Source organism: Paraburkholderia sp. BR10954, assembly GCF_040965775.1.
GTDB lineage: Bacteria > Pseudomonadota > Gammaproteobacteria > Burkholderiales > Burkholderiaceae > Paraburkholderia > Paraburkholderia youngii.
In genome coordinates this window covers 61,283-78,733 of sequence record NZ_JBFRCK010000007.1, presented here as the reverse complement: position 1 = coordinate 78,733, position 17,451 = coordinate 61,283, and the positions used below count along the sequence as shown (strand labels likewise).

Below are 17,451 nucleotides of genomic sequence, written 5' to 3'. Positions count from 1 at the left end.
GGGGCGGACGGCCGCTTCGAGCGGCTCGCCGCCGCCGTCGGCGTATCAGCTGGTCTTCTCGACGCTAATGCGCAGGGCCGCCGTCTCGGTTTGTCCCGGCTCGAGCCAGCGCAAACCGCGGCCGTTATGGATCGCATCCGGCAGCCCGAGCCACGGCTCCACGCAGTAGAAGTCCGACTGCGGCGTTTCAGTCCACGTCGTGATGGAGTACCAGGGCACGGAGCCGGGCCGCTGCAGATCGATCGTAATCACGCGATTGATGCCCGGCGCCTCGACCCGCACCGGTCGATCGGGCGTGCCGCTCAGGCAATGGAAGCGGTCGTAGATGCGGTCTTCGTCGAGCGTGTAGCTCGCTTCGCCAGGCTCGGCGGGGCTGATCGAGCCATCCCCGAGCTGGCGGCAGCGTTCAGTGCGCGGCAGCTGGAGCGTCGTCTGCGCGCGCTGCGTGTGCGGCAGCGTGAAGTAGAAGTGATGGCCGGCGTAATAGGGCAGGCGCGTGTGGCCGGTATTGGTGGTGGTCAGCGTCACGTCGAGCGTGCGCGGATCGATCAGCTCGTAAGCGGCCTCGAAGCGAAAGCCGAACGGATAGACGGCGCGGGTCGCTTTGCTGTCGGTCAGAACCATGCGCAGGCCCGCGCCGTGCACGTCGGCGTGGGGCTCGAACGGCAGGTCGCGCGCGAAACCGTGCATTGGCATCTCGCGCACAGTGCCATGCGCGTCACGCCAATAGCCGATCTTGCCGTCGACGAAGTGACGGCCGAGAAACGGAAACAGCAGCGGATTGCCGCCGCGAATCCGCGCGGGCACGCTCCAGTCGGCGTGCTCGGGCCAGTGGATCACCTCTTCGCCGTCGATCGTCCACGACAGCAGGCGGCCGCCGGCTTGCGGCGAAAAGCGGAGCACGGAGGCGTCCTGGGCGATCTCGAGAATGTCCTGTTCCGGGGAGAGGGGCATGGTCAGTAGGTAGCCAGATAGAAGTTGAGGGTCGTGCAAAGCGGTCGGCTGCGTCGGCCGACGCAATCCGCATTGAAGCGGCGTTTTGCGCCACTCGCCGCGACTGCGTCACGCTCGGTGAAACCGCGATTTTGCGCTGCTTTGCGCTACGGGGAAACCCTTCCCGGGAAATTGCGGGTGTCGGAAAAGGGCGAATCCTATTGATAATCCGTCTGAGCGTCCGGTCTATCCGACTCCCGGGCGAATCGGCTCAGGAGGCACCATGGATCTCGCAATGGCAATGGCCGTTTCTTTGTTCGGCATATTCACGGCTAGCACGTACTACTTCTTCCACTCGCTCAAGCGCTGATCCCGCTGGGTTCATTCCTCGGCGTTCGCAATACGCGCGCGGCGAATCCGCTGCTCGCTTCCTTGCCCTCGCGTAACAACCGTGTCGAGTTGTGACGCAGCGCGTCAATATCTATCCGAATGTGGCCTAACCGCTTGGCGCTGACTGTGCAGCCAGGCATAATCGGTGCGCCTTTTGACGCGCCGGCTTTCCTTTTGTGCGGCGCAGTTCCCCGACATTTTCCTTACAAGGACCGCCGCGTGAACCTGTCGTTTCTGATTTTCCTGAGCGTGCTGCAAGGCGTGACCGAACTGTTTCCCGTGAGCAGCCTTGGCCACACGCTGCTCGTGCCAGCCCTGTTCGACATGCACATCGACAAGCATGCGCCGCAGTTGCTGCCGTTCCTCGTCGCCCTGCATCTGGGCACCGCGTTCGCGCTGCTGTGGTACTTCCGCGCGCGCTGGTACGCGCTGGTGCGCGGTTTCTTCGCGTCGCTCGGCGGCCGCCGCAACGACGACGGTCACATGATGTGGGCGCTGATCATCGGTACGATTCCGGCGGGTCTCGTCGGTCTCGTGCTGGAAAAGCGCCTCGAGGCGCTTTTTCACGATCTGCGAATCGTCGCGTTTGCGTTGATCGTGAACGGCGTGCTGCTGTGGTTCGGCGATCGCCTGCAACGCGCGCGCGCGCATCGGGCGCCGGAAAAGCTGACGTTCCGCCAGGCGTTCTTCGTCGGCCTCGCGCAGATCGGCGCGCTGATTCCGGGCTTCTCGCGCAGCGGCCTGACGATGATCGCCGGCAATGCGGCCGGCCTCACCACCGAGAAAGCCGCCGAGTTTTCGTTTTTGCTCGGCACGCCGATCATTTTCGCGGCTGGCGTACTCGAACTGCCAAAGCTGCTCCACGCGCCGAGCCAGCTTGCCGACGCGGCGCTCGGCGGCGTGCTGACCGCGATCGCCGCGTACCTGAGCGTGCGTTTCCTGATGCGCTACTTCGAGGGCCGCGGGCGTCTCGCGTCGTTCGGTTTGTACTGCGCGATCGCGGGAATCGTGTTCCTCGGCTGGTTCATGCTGCATCCGCAGCCGGTCTGAGGGCGGCGGGCGATCGGTTATAATCCGGGCCCGGTTGCTTGCGGGTCAGTTAAAATTTTAGTTTGTGCGAAATCGGGCGGCTCGCCGCGAGTACCGGTTTCATGCGAATAGCGATCCATACGGCAGTAGCTCAGCTGGATAGAGCATCGGCCTTCTAAGCCGAGGGTCGGGGGTTCGAGCCCCTCCTGCCGTACCAGTAAAATCATGTAATTAGCCCAGTTCGTGTGACTGGGCTTTTTGCTTTCTGCGGGACGTGTAGGCACTGTGTAGGCATTTTCGTGATAGTCACGGCGTTCCCAACTTGCGCGGAGGCCGTCATGCCTGGATTTAGCCTGGCCACCGTTGTCTGGCTCGATGATAGTGACCGCGCCAGGCTCATGGATATTGCTGAGAGCACCAATTCACCCATCGAGCGCGTTGGTGGGAGCTTGCTGGCGAGAGCGCTGCGCGAGCACACACCGGGCGATCTCGCACAGCCGCGTGAGCCGTCCGTCACGTCAACCACCCGCGCCGGAAAGACGGGCAGGCAATACATCGCGCCGCGCTCGCGCAAGGGATAGCTACGCCACCCGCCCGGTGAAGATTGCCTATCGCGCGTTCTGCGAAACGGCATGGGCGATTGGCGTGTCGCCCGGCTTCGCGATAGCCTGATATGTCGAGTAACCTCCGATGAAGAAGGTCGCGAACGATGCAACGGCGAGGATGATGGACGCCCATTGGAAAGTGTTAGCGGTCGCTTTCATGTAACGCCTTTGCGGGTTGCCTTGACATGCCGAGTAGGCCCACTGCGCCAGATATCGCGCGCCAGTGGCCACACCGGCGCAACCGATTCCCGCGACGAACCACATAAGACCCATGCCGATCCTGGACAGTAGAGGGTCGCCTGCCAGCGACTGACCCTTCGTGATGGCGTTTCCGGCGAAAGCGAGCAACGCAGCTGCCGCACCGCCGTTGATGACGATTGCAGACCGAAGGGCGGTCTGTCCGGCCTCAATAACCGATTTGAACATCTCCACCTGGTGGTTGGTGTTTGCGGCTAGCTGCGCTTTCCATACCTCTCTATTGTGCTCGGCCTGGGCGATTTGTTCGGCGCTGGCAACAGACGATTCCTCCGCATGAGCTTTTTGTAAGGCCGTGACCAGGTACGCCTCAAGGTTGGCAACAAGAATCTGTTGTACCCCATTCGCTTTGACGTCCGCGACGTCGGCCTGTATTTGCTGAATCGCTTCCGATGCTTTCATTTAGCCTCTAATTGGTTTGATTGGCGTGAGCGAAAAAACGCCCGCACAAGGCGGGCGGCCCGATACAGCACCCGAAGGCCATCCCTGTGCTCAGGTCCGATCCTAAGCGATTCTGGCAAGCTTGGCGGGCGATAAAATGCGAGCGCGGGGAGGGCAGCCTCGATTGCACGTTGAGATTGGGCCGCCTGTAGGGCCTCTTCTGTCGTACGCCGATTGCCGTCGAGGGTGACACACGCCCGAAAGTTACAACTTGTGATTGATGCGCACGATTACATCCCTTCGCCGCCTCAGCCCCTTATTCTCTGGTCCGAAATATTCCGACACGAGCTTGTACCCGAAGGACATGCCGGTACTGACAGCGGCAGCCGTGGCTGCAACCGCAGGGGAAGAGCCGGTTAGAACATTCGATCCCGTGCCGGTAATCAGCCCGACACCAAAGTCAGAGACGGAAAACTTGGCATACTTTTTCAACTTAGTGTCAGCCTTCAGCTTTGACGCGATGCTCGCGATTTCCTCCTTGATGAGCACCCTCTGATCATCATCATTGCAGTACGCGACCTCGGCAATCGTATCCTTGAGTTGGCTCAACAGCTCAGAATCGTTCTTGATCGCGACGATGTCATCCCAAAGCGCTTCCGACAGATTCGGCACTTGTATCGAACTAACGATCTGATCAGTCTTCGGTTTAAGGATTCCACCTGTCCGAACATAGTCGTAGACAAGCCGGTCGCCCGGCAGCGTTTCCAGAAGACTCGATGAATATTTGGTGGCAACAATGGAATGGATGAGCCCCATCACCAAGATTTGTGCCTTGTCTCCAAACCACATTGGATCGTCCTTCCGAAGCCCGTGTGCAGGCCAGTCTTGGCTGACTGTAAGACCGATCGGACCGAGACGCACCCCAGCTGAATAGTTGTCCTGGTTAAACCGTTGTGTGATCTCCTTGATCACATCGGGCTTTTCCTGCAGGTCAATGACCGACTTCCTGAGCAATTCGACTTCGGGCTCGACCGCTAGCTCCCATGGGTGAAGCACAATGTGTCCATCGTCGATCAGAGGCCGCAGTTTGAGCAGTTGCGCGACTAGCGGCGGCAGCGTCGAGTTGAGGAGCGCGAAGCGCTCAGGTGTGTCCGTTGACCAATAGCTCCGCCACCCGGAGGTTACTTGCGGAAACTTGGAGTAGCTCTTGTTCCCACCTTCGGGCAAGCGCTTCCAGAGCATCGAAGCTCGCGGTGCCAACAGACTGAACAGCGGGTCCGGCAACATGATCTGCTTCGAGAACAAAAGGGGTAGCCCAAGCTCTTCAGCCTGTTTTTTGTTTTCGACAATTTCGGTTGCCGTGTGGAGGCTCTGGTTGAAGCGCCCTACCGATGGTGGCGGGGCTTTCAAATAGCAATTTTGGATGTCATCGGCCATTTGCCCCACGATCTTCCGACTGTAGATGGCGAAATCAAGGTTGGGACGATCAAGATCCCATTTTCTTATAACGCCGAATATGTCCATGCTGCCGCGCCTCATCGCCGAATCGAAACGGGCAATATAACCGAGGAGTTAGTGTGGAACTGAAATTGATCGTGGCCGTTCGTATCCTGCGCGACCGCGCTTAATGCTGTCCAGACGCACCGACACTGCATTTAATTGGCGTATGGAGGCCATCAGCTTTGAGTCACATTGAGCGCAACCGATGCCCGCATTTCCCGAAGGCCCGGTAAGGACCCCGAGAGGCCCCGCACAGGGGAAATTCCGAAAAACGTCGGCGTGTCGCCAGAAGCCTTGTCAGGAAAGACTTTGCGCGACATGAACGCATGTGGGAAAGGCGTTTTTATTTACGTTCAGGACAATATGAGGACAACTCAGGCGGGATTCCAGCGAGGGACGAATAGCGAACCTGTGACGGATTCGGAAAGGCGCGCCCGATCTACCCACCGCTGTTCCGACGACTGTCTTCGTACTGTATGAGCCAGCTATGCACCGTCTGCCACGGGTCGCCTTTCGCCCGAAAGGTCAGGAAATACGGGCGGTGTCGCTGCAACCAACCGTAGAACAGGAACATCGCATGCCCGGACGCTTTGTCGCCGTCCCATATCGACCACGCCCGCTGAATTTCGGCCCGTGCGTTGTCCTTCCTGATTCGCTTCTTCGGCTTGGCCTCATAGCAGTCTTGCCACGCGTCAACAGGGTCGTCCGGCAAGCCTTCGGACATCAGGCCGGGACTCGGGCGTTCAACAAATGTTATCCCGCCTGTCGTCCGCCGGATGGCAGCACTCCACGAACACCACTTCTGACCTTGGAACAAGACGGGTTCCGCGCCATCAGGGCGCGGGCCGTCAGGGCGACCACATGACGCACAGCGCAGAGTCAAGCATGGCATCGTGACTAGACCCTCCCGCCGAGCGCGCGAGCATCGTCGAGCAACTGTTCGGCGGTCAGTGCTTCGATATCCGCGCTGAGCGGCGCATAGTCGTCGCTGCGCCGGGCCAGAGGCACGAGAGCGGTTTGCAGCGCGACGAGCGATAGCCGAAGCCATGCGGTCGAGTCGCGGTGCCTGCCTCCGACATTCCAAGCGAGCGACGCCAGCGCCTGTGCGAACCAGTGCTTTTCCCAATAGCCCAAGGCGTCTCGGCGCTCCGCAATCAGGCTTCCGATGAGGTCAGCGATTGCAAGTCGCAGCGCGTCAACGTCCGGGTCGTAGTCAACGCGCGCGGCCAATGCTTCGATTTCGTCCATTGCAATCCTCCAAGGGTTCGGGACATGTCAGTGTGCACACCGCCTCTCAACCTAACCGACCGGCCCGTTCGCGCCGCATTGACCTACGGGCGTATGCATGTGCCGCGCTTCGTTCCGAGCATGATGTGACAGGCATACCGACCCTGAGCAATCCTCCTTCGCTACGTTTCTCGCTAAAGATTTCCGATAAATCTCCGATAGCACCATCAGGTTCACCGAAATGGTGACAGATGCTATTGGCGAATTGCAACGTTTTTTCGTAGGAGACTTGAGTGCGCCGTGACTTTTTTACGTGGCTGATTTCGACTTGTGTCGTCAGTTACAGCGCGCTCGCGTGGGCCAATGACATCCAGTGTGACATTACCCATCAGTCTGCCGAGCGTGTGATATGCGACCACGCCATCCTGAACTCGCAGTACGACCACATCTACGTTCAGCAAGAGAAACTTCTTGAGGCCGGAACGGTTTCGAAGGATCAAGTCGAAGCCTGGCGACAGGAGCGAGATGCTTGCATCGACGTTCCTTGCGTCGACGGGGTTTTTGCAACGTGGAAGACGATCGCTGCGGTAGCAGAAGGCGGTCAAACACAATCACCGCCCGATGCCGAGGCGGCGCATTCAAACTACGCAAAACCTGAAGCCACCGACCTTACGCAGCAGGCGGCCGGATCCGCAAGCGCCCCGCTGATGGAACGAGATTCAGGCAAATCGCAAAGCGCGGATTCAGTCTTGGAGAGTCGACCAGGTATTCAAGCTGACGCGAACAATTTCAATTACGTTTCGAATCGACTGTCCACCGCGCGAGTGGTCCTCTTCTGGGTTGCCGTGGTGCTAGTCATTTGGCTACTCAACAAGGTTCCCCCGGTCCGGTGGGTGTTTAGGCTGCTAGTTGGGCTGCTAGTTGCCATACTACTCGGCTGGGCCAAAAGCGCAGCCAATAGCGGGGGCAATAGCGCGGGCAATAGCGCGGGCAATAGTGCGGGCAAGGGCGCGCCGGAGAAGGGGAACAGGTCGGGCAGCAATAATAAGAGCAAACAAAGCAACTGCGTCTACTGCGGCTCATCCTCCTACGGTAGTTGCGGCACGAGCCCGTTCAAGAAGCATGAACATAACGATGACGAAAAAAAATGTGTCTTCTGTGGCAGTTCGTCTTATGGCTCATGCGGTAATAGTCCAACGGGTAAGCACAAGCATGGCAGTGGCGGTGGAAAATGTCGCTGGTGTGGATCTCAGTCTTTTGGGTCGTGTGGCAATAGTCCACAAGGCGCACATGAGCATTAGTCACCGCTTCGCACGTGGTGCAGCACAATGTTACCCGCGCCGTTAGTCGTCAAACCGCTAGTGTTCTAACCGCGGACTTAGCCTGTGCCTTGACCTAAATCGTAGGCAGGTCGGCGCTCTTAAAGAAAAAAGCTAATCGGTATCACCGCCGAAAAATATCAACATGAAATACGTTCCCATCAAGACAGTGGCTTTAAAAGGTAGTTCCTCCATTAACGAAAGGTGGGTTCAGGATGTCATCACTGAAAATCCGGCAGTACTCGGCCTGGGTGAATTGACTCTCATTGCAAAGGAGCGTCGTCAGTATTCTGGTGGAAGACTTGATATGCTATTCGAGGATAGCGCCGGGGACGGGGCCATTCGCTACGCCGTCGAATTGCAGCTCGGCGCAACGGACGAAAGTCATATCATTCGAACCATAGAGTATTGGGATATAGAGCGTCGTCGTTATCCTCAATATGAGCATGTTGCGGTGTTAATTGCCGAAAATGTTACGACGCGTTTTTTGAATGTCGTAAGCCTATTTAACGGCCACATTCCGATTGTTGCGTTTCAGCTAACAGCAATTGAGTCTGGAGACGGAGTAGGTTTGCTATTCACAAAAATTGTTGACGCGTTTCGTCTTGGCTCCGCCGAGGAGGATGAAGTCGCATTGGAATTGACGGATCGCTCATATTGGGAGAGTCGAGCCCAAACTGTAAAGCTTGCGGATCGTGTCTTGAATATGTGCAAGAGTTTTGATCCATCGCTTGAGTTAAATTACAATAAGCATTACATAGGCTTCAAAAAATCCGGCATAAGCTTTAATTTTGCAAGCTGTCGCCCGAGAAAGGCAGCAATGAATCTATCCATCAGGATCCAGAAAAATGAATCCGTGGATCGCAAACTCGAAGAGTCAGGGCTCGATTTGCTGGAATATGCTAGGCATGGAGCATACAGGATAAAGCTTCACTCCGAAGATATTGAAAAAAACCAAACGTTCCTACTGGAGCTTTTGAAAAAGGCATACGATGACCGTGCTTAGTCGGAGACCTTCAGTTTGATTCGAGCATGGCCGGTTTCACGTACATTAACGCGTGCGGCGAGCGTCATAGCGGCGGTGTTCGCCAAGGCGGCAAAGGTCGTAAGCACGCAGCATCGCAAGCCTTGCGCTCGCGAGTTCGCGGACGGCCCGGGTATCGGCGCAACACGCCGCGAGCGTCGCGCCACGTGATGCCTTCGCGGTTGATGATCCCTGCCGCCGCGTCGGCGCGGTCGACCCGACTCACAATAGACCGTCAGCCATTGAAGCCGAACCGGGTTTGCGCACTGGTCGCCCGTCGCGTCAAGATAGTCCGCCACGTATAATGCACATCCGTTGCTAGGCCATCAACTTCCATCGTTCGCCCCGCCGCATAGGCGTCCAAGCAGTCCGTATGGCCTGACCCGAACTCGAGTGCATGAGCCTCCGGTATCTAAAGGAACGGTGCGACGAGACGAAACAATAACACTGAGTATTGAGAACCAACATGCGCTTCATTCCCGCAGAGCCAGACATCGCTACCGTGTTCCGCCGGATAAGCGATGGGGATATCGATCTTCAGCCTGACTTTCAACGTGGCGAGGTGTGGCCGACTGCCAAGAAGCAGCGCTTAATCGATTCTATCTTGCGTGGGTGGGTTGTCCCACCCGTCCTGCTGATTTCAGGTGGGCATGGACAACCCCAGCAGGTGCTTGACGGACAGCAAAGACTGGCTTCGATACGAGACTTCATGTTGAACGAGTTTTTCATTGATGGGCGTATCGAGCCGTTTGACCAGTCAATTGAATCACTCCACGGAATCCGATTCAGCTTATTACCGCTCGGAATGCAACGCGAGTTTCTTCGGACGCCGGTTCGTATGTACGAAATTACCGACTATCGGCCAGAAGAGCCTGCCGAGATCTTTTTCCGACTCAACCAGCCAACCGGGCTGACCCCAGCAGAGAAACGCAACGCTTTCTTTGGTCCTGTTCGAGATCAAATACGAGAGGTTGTCGCGCAATTCGAAAATGCGACGACGAATCAGAGGTCGATGCTCGGATTTACAAATGGCCGCATGGCATATGATGATGTCTTTGCTCGTTTTGCGTGTACTTTGGAATTCGGCACGCTGAGGAACAAGGTTACCGCCAGCGCTGTCAATGCGATGTACCGGAGATCTACCCCGCTACGTGACGATGTCATGTTGCGTCTCGAAAGCGCGGTGCGTTGTGCGCTACAGGTGATGGGCCGCATCGGTGACGACACCGAAACTCCTCGTTTAAATAAGGCGACTTTCTACTCTTGGTTACTATTCTTCGCGCGCCTGACAGCAACAGGTGATTTGAACAAGGTTACGCAATTCTTTTTGTTCTTCGAAACGGTGAGGCTTGGAATTGGTCCTGGCGTAAGGACCGAGTCTCCCGAATTCGCTCATATGTACGGTAGTGGGCAGCATTCCACCCTGCCTCTGATGCCGCTTTATTCAGATCGCGCGAGCTCTCGCGTCGCAGATGTTTCCTCGGTGGTCTTGCGTGATTTCGCTCTCTGGGCCTGTTGGTTCGAGTTCACGGGCGGTACAGGCGCAATTTGCAGTGACCCTGCATATCGACATATGGGCGAGTTTTTGCAGCGCGACGAAAATAGGTCGTCAGATCAATACGAACGCTCGACCCTAGAATTTATCGAAAATATCGCTTGGGGTGCGGGGTTCTGATGCGAAAAGCCGATATTGACCACGCATGGGAAGAGTGCCGAAACGAGCAAAGGCAACAGCTTCGTGTCGGCAATATTATGGCGCTTCATGACCATGGAAGCGATGACGTGGTCGTTACTGGAAGGTTGACAGCCTTCATAGGTCCTAATGGGGTTGGTAAAACAAGCTTTTTGAAATCGCTTAGCTCCATTTTCATGGGCGAATTCGATCAACTTGCTCGCCCACCAATACAGAGAATTAGCGGATTTTATCGAGGGCGTGATTTTTCCATTGACTCGCCCGATAATATGGCGACGCCGCAAGGCCTCGCTGCCGAGTACGTCAGCATATCTTTAGACGTGCACGTAATGCAGCAATTCTTTGAGGAGCAGGCGCATCTCGACGAACTGCTTGCGCAATACGAGCCAAACAGCCCAAACCAACTAATATTGGGGTTATATCGCCATATCTGTGCGCGCGATTTTGACTCTATAACCGTCCTCGAGATAGAGGCTCCCGCTGCGCCCCGTGTAAGCGAAGCAGTTACCGAAGATTCGGAAGACCGTGTTTTCCCTTTCTTTAGCGTTGAAGTTGCCGGATTGAAATATGACAATCGCTCGATGGGGTTTGGTGAACTCTGCGCGTGCTACTTGGTTTGGAAGCTATATCGCTCAAAAAGTGGTGCTGTGATCCTGTTGGACGAACCAGATTCGCATCTGTCACCGGCGAGTCGAAGGGCGCTTAGTGATGCTCTGGCATTGCTTGCCAAGGAGCGAGAGCTTTGGATTGCGTTCACAACGCATGCGGTTGAACTTTTAGAGCGAATGCGGGAAACCGAGATATTCCTGGTTCATGCTGATACCGTCCGGGATACGCCTCGCATCGTGCCTTCCGAAACTAGACGTAACGCTATACGCGCGCTTGGACTCGCTTCGCAAAGAAGACTCCTAGTTGTGGTCGAAGATGTCGACGCACGGGCGGCAGTTTGGTATATGGTGAACCGCTGGGCAAGCGATATCGCTGACTCGATCGACGTACAGATCGTATTTGGCGGTGCTACTGAAGTAAACAGATTCATTAGTCTTTTCCCAGCGGATACCCGTGTTTGTAAAGCACTGGCAGTCTTAGACGGGGACAAGCGGCAGGCCTTTGCCGACGCAAGCGACACAATTCTGTTTTTACCGGGACAAAACGATCCGATCGAAGCGGCTGTCGCACTGGTCAACCAAGATTGTGTGATCTTTGCCGATAAACTCGGCGTCGACCCTGTGGAACTGCGCCGCACGCTTTTGGCTATGGCTCACGTCAACCATCACGATTTTTTGACGACGCTACTCGCTCGTCAGAACATTGAAGGGATGACGGTCGAGGATGCACGGAAAGCACTGATCGGGGCTTGGATGAGCGATCCAATTGTTGCTGAACAGGCTCGAGCCTTAGCGACCGGCAGCATAACGGGCGTCGTCAACGCTATCCCATGGCAACAACGGTGAGCAATTAGCGACCGGACGAGGGGACCGCTCACCAGGGCGTAGCGGACATTCAGATGACCTCCGTGTCGACGCCCAGAGATGCCGCAAGGTGCGGACTCACGCGTGCAGGCCAGTTCAGCCACGCGTCGCGCTCCGTTCGGGCAGCTTCGAACATAACGCGTTGCGCCACGTCGAGCTGGATGAGCGCACCGGACTTCTGCTCAAGTTCAAGCGTGCGAAGCGCAGCGAGCGCCTTTTCTTTCTCAAGCGTCGCCGCCGCGAGTTCGGCGTTCGTGGCGTGCAATGGCACACGCTCGCGCGTGCGGGCATTCGGCGAGCGCCAGCGTGCGTTGAGCTGGGCGGCATCGAGCAAGCCGTCCGGGCCGCGATTGAGCCGCCCGCGATTGATCGCGCGGCGCACCTGCTTCTCATCAACGTTCGCCTGCGCCGCGAACTGCGTGACGTTCAGGCGTTCGGCTTCGGCCATCGTCTCAGGCTCCGGCGGACAACTTTTTGTGGTCCATAGTTGCAGGAAAAACGCGCGCGCGCGATGCCCGCGATGTGGATGGGCTCAGGAAGGACCCACGAGGCCCCCAATGTATCGCGCGGTCCATGTTGGGAGTTCCTATGCGTGGCCTGTGCGCTTCGCTGCCGCGATGATCTCACGCGCTTTCTGGCGCGCCTCGTCCTCAGTATGTCCCGAAGGCTTCTGGCCGAGCACTTCGCCGCGTGTCATTGCCTCAAGTGCTTCGCGCGGCGCGCCCAGCAGGTGCGCGTAGGATTTCGACTTCGTGGTGCTCTTCGTCATTGTTGTCTCCTGAGAGTCACTTTTCAATCCGGATCGCACGCGGCGCATCCGCTGCCTGCGCCGAGATGTAGATCGGCGCATCCGGCAAGGGTGGTGGCGCGCGAAGAGCATTGACGGCCTCAGCGTCAGCCGGATTCGAAGGGTCTAACACAAAGCCGAGCCCGCGCAGGCGCTCGACGTCGTGGGCCTCGATCCATACGACTTCGCCGGGATGGTAGGTCCTTGACAGGGTACCGATGACTCGGTGCGGATTGTCCGGGTCGGGTTTGCCGCTGCCGTGGACAGGTCCTCGTAACGTGCGGCCACGTGCAATGACTATCGGCACGAGGCCGAGCACACTGAGTTCGTCGTCGGTAAGCATGGTGCTCCTCCTATTGGTTACTGTGACGCTTGTACTTCATCAACGTGAAGCTGCTCGCGCAATGTGCCGATCTCGCACGCGCCGAAGTTTTCGTCGGTGAGCCATTCGGGCGCAAAGCGAGCCGCGCCCTGATAGCTTTGAGGCGCGAAGCGTGCCGCCACTTCCCTGTGCCGCAACGCGGAATGCGTCCACACCACGCGAAGCGCTGCCACGCTGCGCAGACCTTCGAGCAAACCGTCACGGCCATCGGCGGGGATCGGTTTGCCAGTCACATCACGCCAAACCTTCGCGAGCGCAGTGAGTTCCGCAACGGGACCGGCAAACACATCGAGCGCGCATGCAAACCGCTCTTCTGCCGCATCGAACGCCTGCAGGAGAGCCTGCTGTGCCTCCGCGCGCCACTCCGCAGTCAACTGTTCAAGCAAGTCCTGTTGCGCCTCGATGCGTGCCTGAAGCACGACCGCTGCATCGAGTGCAATCGCAGCGGCCTCGATGGCTTGAGCATGCGCCTGCTCGTGATGATGAATTGCCTCATCGACCTCCGAAGTGCCCGGCGGCCCACCGTCCGCATACGCCTCCGCGAGCACCTGCCGCCGTTGCTCGCGCAGCCGCTCCAATGCTTCGCTGTGCTCCGCACCCACGCTTGCTGCACTGGTGCAGCGTACAAGCTCCGCGCGCAGGCGCATGAGTTCGCCGCGCGCATAGCGGATACGGGCCGCCGCTTCGTCCAGCTCGCTCGTTTCAACTTTGGGTTTTGCCATGATCTGCCTCCGGTGATAAGTCAGAACGCGCCATCAAGTGAGTCGGCAGCGATGGCATCGCTGCCGCCGTGCTGCGGTGATGCGCGTGGCGTGCCGCTCGCACGCTGCGCCTCGGCGCGTACCTCGTGCGAGACCTGTGAATTAGCGATTTCCGAGCGGCGGCGCTTCACGTGATAGGGAGAAAGGATCGCGTGCACGGTGCCTTGCACGTTGGGCCGCGCGTCGCCGCTGTCGGGCGTCCATACACCTATGCTCAGTGAGCACGCGAGCGCCAGCGGATCGCCCCGGTGCATCGCGAGCAGCCCGTCGCGGGCCGTGGCCTCGAACGCCGTCATCAGACAGAAGAGCGCCTCGCTCTCGCCCGTTGGCACGCGCACGCGGCATGTGCAATAGGGATTGCCGGTGCGGGTGGTTTTGGCGACCGGATCGGCAGACAGCACGCCGCTTACCAGAGCATCGATCATCGTTGTAACCTCGTGTTCGGAACCTTCGGGAAGGGAATTTCGATGTCTTCTGCATGCGTCCATCTGGTGGACCACGTCGCCGGGTTTTGCGCTCCATCCTTAGCGCCATTTGCAGCCTCCACATCGGTCGAGCTTCGCGCAGCGAAGTCGACTAGGCTCGCCCGGCCATGAGGGCCGCTCAAAGCACGCTGTCGCTCATGCTGCTCTAGACGCTCATCAGAACGCTCTAAACGCTCGTGCCGCATGGTGCGGTAGCTTGCCTGCCCTTTTGCGGTAACTTCGGTGCCTGCCTGCGGTAACTCGGGTTCCGTCTTGCGGTAACTCTTCTCGCCGCTTGCGGTAACTTCGCTGCCCGCTTGCGGTAACTTCGCATCGCGGCGGGTGATGGAATCCGCACGAGAGTTACCGCCCGGTGCGGTAACTTCGGTGTCTTCGAAGTTGCCGCGTGGTGCGGTAACTGTCGCCTTGCGCTTCGGCTTTTTGCTGCGCTCGCGCCCTCGGAATTCCTTCCACTCGACATTCCTCGGATAGAGCTCATGCAAACGGTGCATGTCCACGCGCCGGGCGATGGTGCCGCCCGTGCGTCGGGTGTAATCATCATCAGGATCGACGGGGCATGCGAAGTCAGCAACACGCACGGCAAGTCCGGTGCGCTCAAAATCAGCGAGCGCGCGTTGAACGGTGTCCTCAGACACACCCGCGCGGTGCGCAAGGCGAAGCGCAGACGGCCAGACCATGCAGCTATCATCCTTGATGAATGCTACGAGCACGCGCGCCACGGCCTGACGGCTATCCGGGAACGGGTAGGTGTCGAGCACCAACTCAGCCGCCCGGCGCGCGCTCGGGTGGTCCTTATCCACCACACGACCGGCGCTCACGGTGCAGCTCCGATTGCTATTTGCAGACAGGTCGGAAAATAGACTGGCGTCATGATTGGCGTCCCTGCTGAAGGGTCCGCTTCCACTCGATCATGAAGTTGTCGATGGACTCGACCTCGGCGCGTTCAATGTGCTTCGAATGCTCCCACGCGTCGCGGTCCAGATGTTTTTCGATCGCCTCGCGCACGCGCTCGCGTAGCGCATTGGAATCCATCGCATCCAGTTCCCAGCACCTCGCGCCGTACCAGGCCGCGAACCATTTGTAGCGCGCGTCCGATTTCTTCGTGTCTGCCGGGAACGACGGCAGGTCGCCCGATTGCACGTCCGCTTCGGTGAGCGCGATACGCTCAAGTGTGTAGCCGTAGCCGTATGTCTGGGCTACGAGTCCATTGTTCCCGCCGTACCGGTCGAGCCGCTCGGGCAGATCGACCACGCTCATGTACAAGCCGGACGGGCCCCAATCGCCGAGATAAAGTAGCACGGTCCTCTTGTTGCGCCCAGTGATCGCCGCCGCGATATCGTTGGCAGTCGTCGCTGATGAAAAGCCGTGAAGCACTCTGAAAGAAGCGCCATATTCGTCGAGTACTTCACCGAGTACGCCGCGGATAGTTCCCTTCTCGCTGACGATCTCGATGTGAAATGGCTGGTCCTGCCATGCGTCGCGCCGATATCGACTCGCAGCGGCATTCATGAGGCTTGTAGGGTCTTTCCACTGCGGCACACGCTCGGATCGCCGCGTTTCGTCAACGATCCATTGCCACGGAATACTTCCGTTCTCGCGTGCCCACGTCAGCAGGCGGGACACCTTCGCTGTCTCGTTCTTGCCCATGTTTGCAATCAGGCCGCACGTGAAAAGCTTGTAGCAGACCGAGCGCTCGGTAGTCGGCTGGACGGACGCGAGGATTTCAGTGGCCGCGTCTATGATCGCGATGGAAAGTGCATGTAGTCCGCGTCCCATCACGCGCCCCGCAGTGCTTGTGCGCGCGCTTGCTGCGGCTTAAGCTGATGCGGCTCCGTCACCGAGGCGGGGCAGAGATACATCGGGAATTCATGGCCGCCTCGCACGCGGCCATTTTTGTTTTCCGGGACGTTCATGGGTCAGCCCTCCACACCTTCGGCCTGCGCGGCGCGCCCAACGGCCTCGCCGTTCATCAAGGCTCGCACGTCTGCGGCTTTCCACGCCAGGCGGCGGCCCACTCGTACGGGACGAATCGGGCCGTTTTCCAGACAGGCCCACTTGTGCAGGGTTTGCACGCGCAACCCCAGGGCAATGGCGGCTTCCGAGGTGGTGAGGGCAGGTTCAAGGCCGCGCGCAGCCAGACCCAGCGCGATTGCCGCGCGCACCTTGCTAGGGGATTGAAGGGTATCCATCGTCGTTTTCCATTCCCGCGCAGGGCGGGCATTGATTGAGACGATGTCTAAGTTATGACGGAATACTCCGTTCTTCGATAGATGCGGGCATTAGCGCGCGTTGGTGAGCGTTGGCGTGCGCTGGCGTGCATTTCTCTGGCGGTAGAAGCGTCCGCGCAGGGCGTTGGGCGTAAAGTACTTCACCTCTTTTTTCTGTTTCATGTATCCAAGCGCGCCATCCCCATCGCGAATCTCGCCCGTAAAGCGACCGTATTCACCGAGCGCGAGTTCCCGCAATTCATGCCATACGGATTGCCAGTCGTGCGGGGCCGCCGCACGTCGCCGGGCTTCGGAAATTTCGGCGGCCAGTGGGGAAACGCGTTGTCGGTGATTCGATACCACGGTGCCCGCTGCGGATGCTGGCTCGGTCTGCTCAGTAGCGCTGGCCGAGGCAGCACCTGCATCGTTCGCAGGTATGAGCGCTGTGCCTCGCTCATCAGTTTTGACATCAGGCGCAGGTGCGTGAAGCCTGTTTTGAACCTTCTTCTGCACGTCCACGTAAGCGCGAAGGAACATGAGCAGGTCAAAGCCCCGCACCGCTAGCCAGTCGCGAGATACTGCCGGTGCGGGATTCGTTCCCGCGTCAAACCGCCCGGTTTTATCCCCATCGAACCTGACACGCGCCTCGTCGAATTCGATGGATGCTCGCATGTGAAGCAAGAGCGCAGTGCCGTGCGTAATGGGTATGAACGGTGTTTCATCAAGCGCTAGCGCCTGCCCCGCAGACGGGCTGTAGACCAGAAAACCGGTTCCGGGTAGAGCAAGCCACAGGGGAAGCGTGGTGTGGATTTCCGAAAGCGGCCCCACGCTCGTGCACAACGTCGCAAGCAGCGAATCTGCTGTCCATTTCAGGCTGACGCTCTGCGTTCTCTCGGATAGCCACTCGGCAGCTTGCGCGAGTGTCAACCACTCGGGCAGTGTGAGATCATAAGAGTCAGCCATTGCCGCGCCCCCTGCAGGCGGGTAGAGGTCAGGCGGCG

At 58.5% G+C, this 17,451-nt stretch carries 20 protein-coding genes and 1 tRNA gene; 6 read left to right on the top strand and 15 right to left on the bottom strand.

Going from position 1 to position 17,451, the window contains the following annotated elements; translation table 11 throughout:
- Positions 1-45 precede the first annotated feature (45 nt).
- Positions 46-954, bottom strand: coding sequence for an aldose epimerase (locus AB4Y34_RS13010; protein WP_176380388.1), 909 nt, complete (start codon positions 952-954; stop codon positions 46-48).
- 588 nt (positions 955-1,542) lie between these two features.
- On the opposite strand from AB4Y34_RS13010, the gene AB4Y34_RS13005 reads away from it, so the two are divergent.
- On the top strand, positions 1,543-2,373 hold the full coding sequence (locus tag AB4Y34_RS13005; protein WP_368716256.1) for an undecaprenyl-diphosphate phosphatase: 831 nt from the start codon (positions 1,543-1,545) through the stop codon (positions 2,371-2,373).
- Between the two features lie 119 nt (positions 2,374-2,492).
- Positions 2,493-2,569: transfer RNA gene (locus AB4Y34_RS13000), tRNA-Arg, on the top strand.
- A gap of 391 nt (positions 2,570-2,960) precedes the next feature.
- Here the strand turns inward: AB4Y34_RS13000 and AB4Y34_RS12995 are convergent.
- The 4 genes from AB4Y34_RS12995 to AB4Y34_RS12980 all read right to left on the bottom strand — a co-directional run bounded on the left by AB4Y34_RS12995 (position 2,961) and on the right by AB4Y34_RS12980 (position 6,341).
- Positions 2,961-3,614 (bottom strand): hypothetical protein, encoded by a 654-nt coding sequence (locus AB4Y34_RS12995; RefSeq protein WP_368716255.1) that lies wholly within the window; start codon positions 3,612-3,614, stop codon positions 2,961-2,963.
- Positions 3,615-3,857: 243 nt separating this feature from the next.
- Positions 3,858-5,117 carry a hypothetical protein gene (locus tag AB4Y34_RS12990; RefSeq protein ID WP_368716254.1) on the bottom strand — a complete coding sequence of 420 codons (1,260 nt, stop codon included), beginning with the start codon at positions 5,115-5,117 and terminating at the stop codon, positions 3,858-3,860.
- Positions 5,118-5,532: 415 nt separating this feature from the next.
- Positions 5,533-5,817: a hypothetical protein gene (locus AB4Y34_RS12985; RefSeq protein WP_368716253.1), complete on the bottom strand. Its 285-nt coding sequence runs from the start codon at positions 5,815-5,817 to the stop codon at positions 5,533-5,535.
- Between the two features lie 173 nt (positions 5,818-5,990).
- Positions 5,991-6,341 (bottom strand): hypothetical protein, encoded by a 351-nt coding sequence (locus tag AB4Y34_RS12980; RefSeq protein ID WP_368716252.1) that lies wholly within the window; start codon positions 6,339-6,341, stop codon positions 5,991-5,993.
- A gap of 272 nt (positions 6,342-6,613) precedes the next feature.
- On the opposite strand from AB4Y34_RS12980, the gene AB4Y34_RS12975 reads away from it, so the two are divergent.
- The 4 genes from AB4Y34_RS12975 to AB4Y34_RS12960 all read left to right on the top strand — a co-directional run bounded on the left by AB4Y34_RS12975 (position 6,614) and on the right by AB4Y34_RS12960 (position 11,810).
- A complete protein-coding gene (locus AB4Y34_RS12975; protein ID WP_368716251.1) occupies positions 6,614-7,621 on the top strand; it encodes a hypothetical protein in 1,008 nt (335 codons plus the stop codon).
- Between the two features lie 163 nt (positions 7,622-7,784).
- On the top strand, positions 7,785-8,645 hold the full coding sequence (locus tag AB4Y34_RS12970; RefSeq protein ID WP_368716250.1) for a DUF5655 domain-containing protein: 861 nt from the start codon (positions 7,785-7,787) through the stop codon (positions 8,643-8,645).
- Positions 8,646-9,129: 484 nt separating this feature from the next.
- Entirely contained in the window at positions 9,130-10,338 is a 1,209-nt protein-coding gene (locus tag AB4Y34_RS12965; RefSeq protein ID WP_368716249.1) for a DUF262 domain-containing protein, read from the top strand.
- Positions 10,338-11,810, top strand: a complete 1,473-nt coding sequence (locus tag AB4Y34_RS12960; protein ID WP_368716248.1) for an AAA family ATPase — start codon at positions 10,338-10,340, stop codon at positions 11,808-11,810. Before AB4Y34_RS12965 ends, AB4Y34_RS12960 begins: the two co-directional genes overlap by 1 nt.
- Before the next feature lie 49 nt (positions 11,811-11,859).
- Here AB4Y34_RS12960 and AB4Y34_RS12955 read toward each other — a convergent pair whose 3' ends face one another.
- The 10 genes from AB4Y34_RS12955 to AB4Y34_RS12910 form a co-directional block, all read right to left on the bottom strand.
- Positions 11,860-12,276: a hypothetical protein gene (locus AB4Y34_RS12955; RefSeq protein ID WP_368716247.1), complete on the bottom strand. Its 417-nt coding sequence runs from the start codon at positions 12,274-12,276 to the stop codon at positions 11,860-11,862.
- 138 nt (positions 12,277-12,414) lie between these two features.
- Entirely contained in the window at positions 12,415-12,597 is a 183-nt protein-coding gene (locus AB4Y34_RS12950) for a hypothetical protein (protein ID WP_368716246.1), read from the bottom strand.
- Positions 12,598-12,613: 16 nt separating this feature from the next.
- On the bottom strand, positions 12,614-12,958 hold the full coding sequence (locus tag AB4Y34_RS12945; protein WP_368716245.1) for a hypothetical protein: 345 nt from the start codon (positions 12,956-12,958) through the stop codon (positions 12,614-12,616).
- A gap of 17 nt (positions 12,959-12,975) precedes the next feature.
- Positions 12,976-13,719, bottom strand: coding sequence for a hypothetical protein (locus AB4Y34_RS12940; protein WP_368716244.1), 744 nt, complete (start codon positions 13,717-13,719; stop codon positions 12,976-12,978).
- Positions 13,720-13,739: 20 nt separating this feature from the next.
- Positions 13,740-14,183, bottom strand: a complete 444-nt coding sequence (locus AB4Y34_RS12935) for a hypothetical protein (RefSeq protein WP_368716243.1) — start codon at positions 14,181-14,183, stop codon at positions 13,740-13,742.
- Entirely contained in the window at positions 14,180-15,061 is an 882-nt protein-coding gene (locus tag AB4Y34_RS12930; protein WP_368716242.1) for a hypothetical protein, read from the bottom strand. Before AB4Y34_RS12930 ends, AB4Y34_RS12935 begins: the two co-directional genes overlap by 4 nt.
- 49 nt (positions 15,062-15,110) lie before the next feature.
- Entirely contained in the window at positions 15,111-16,019 is a 909-nt protein-coding gene (locus AB4Y34_RS12925) for a hypothetical protein (protein WP_368716241.1), read from the bottom strand.
- Positions 16,019-16,156 (bottom strand): hypothetical protein, encoded by a 138-nt coding sequence (locus AB4Y34_RS12920; protein ID WP_368716240.1) that lies wholly within the window; start codon positions 16,154-16,156, stop codon positions 16,019-16,021. Before AB4Y34_RS12920 ends, AB4Y34_RS12925 begins: the two co-directional genes overlap by 1 nt.
- 3 nt (positions 16,157-16,159) lie before the next feature.
- A complete protein-coding gene (locus tag AB4Y34_RS12915) occupies positions 16,160-16,432 on the bottom strand; it encodes a helix-turn-helix domain-containing protein (protein WP_368716239.1) in 273 nt (90 codons plus the stop codon).
- Between the two features lie 90 nt (positions 16,433-16,522).
- On the bottom strand, positions 16,523-17,413 hold the full coding sequence (locus AB4Y34_RS12910; RefSeq protein WP_368716238.1) for a hypothetical protein: 891 nt from the start codon (positions 17,411-17,413) through the stop codon (positions 16,523-16,525).
- Positions 17,414-17,451 lie beyond the last annotated feature (38 nt).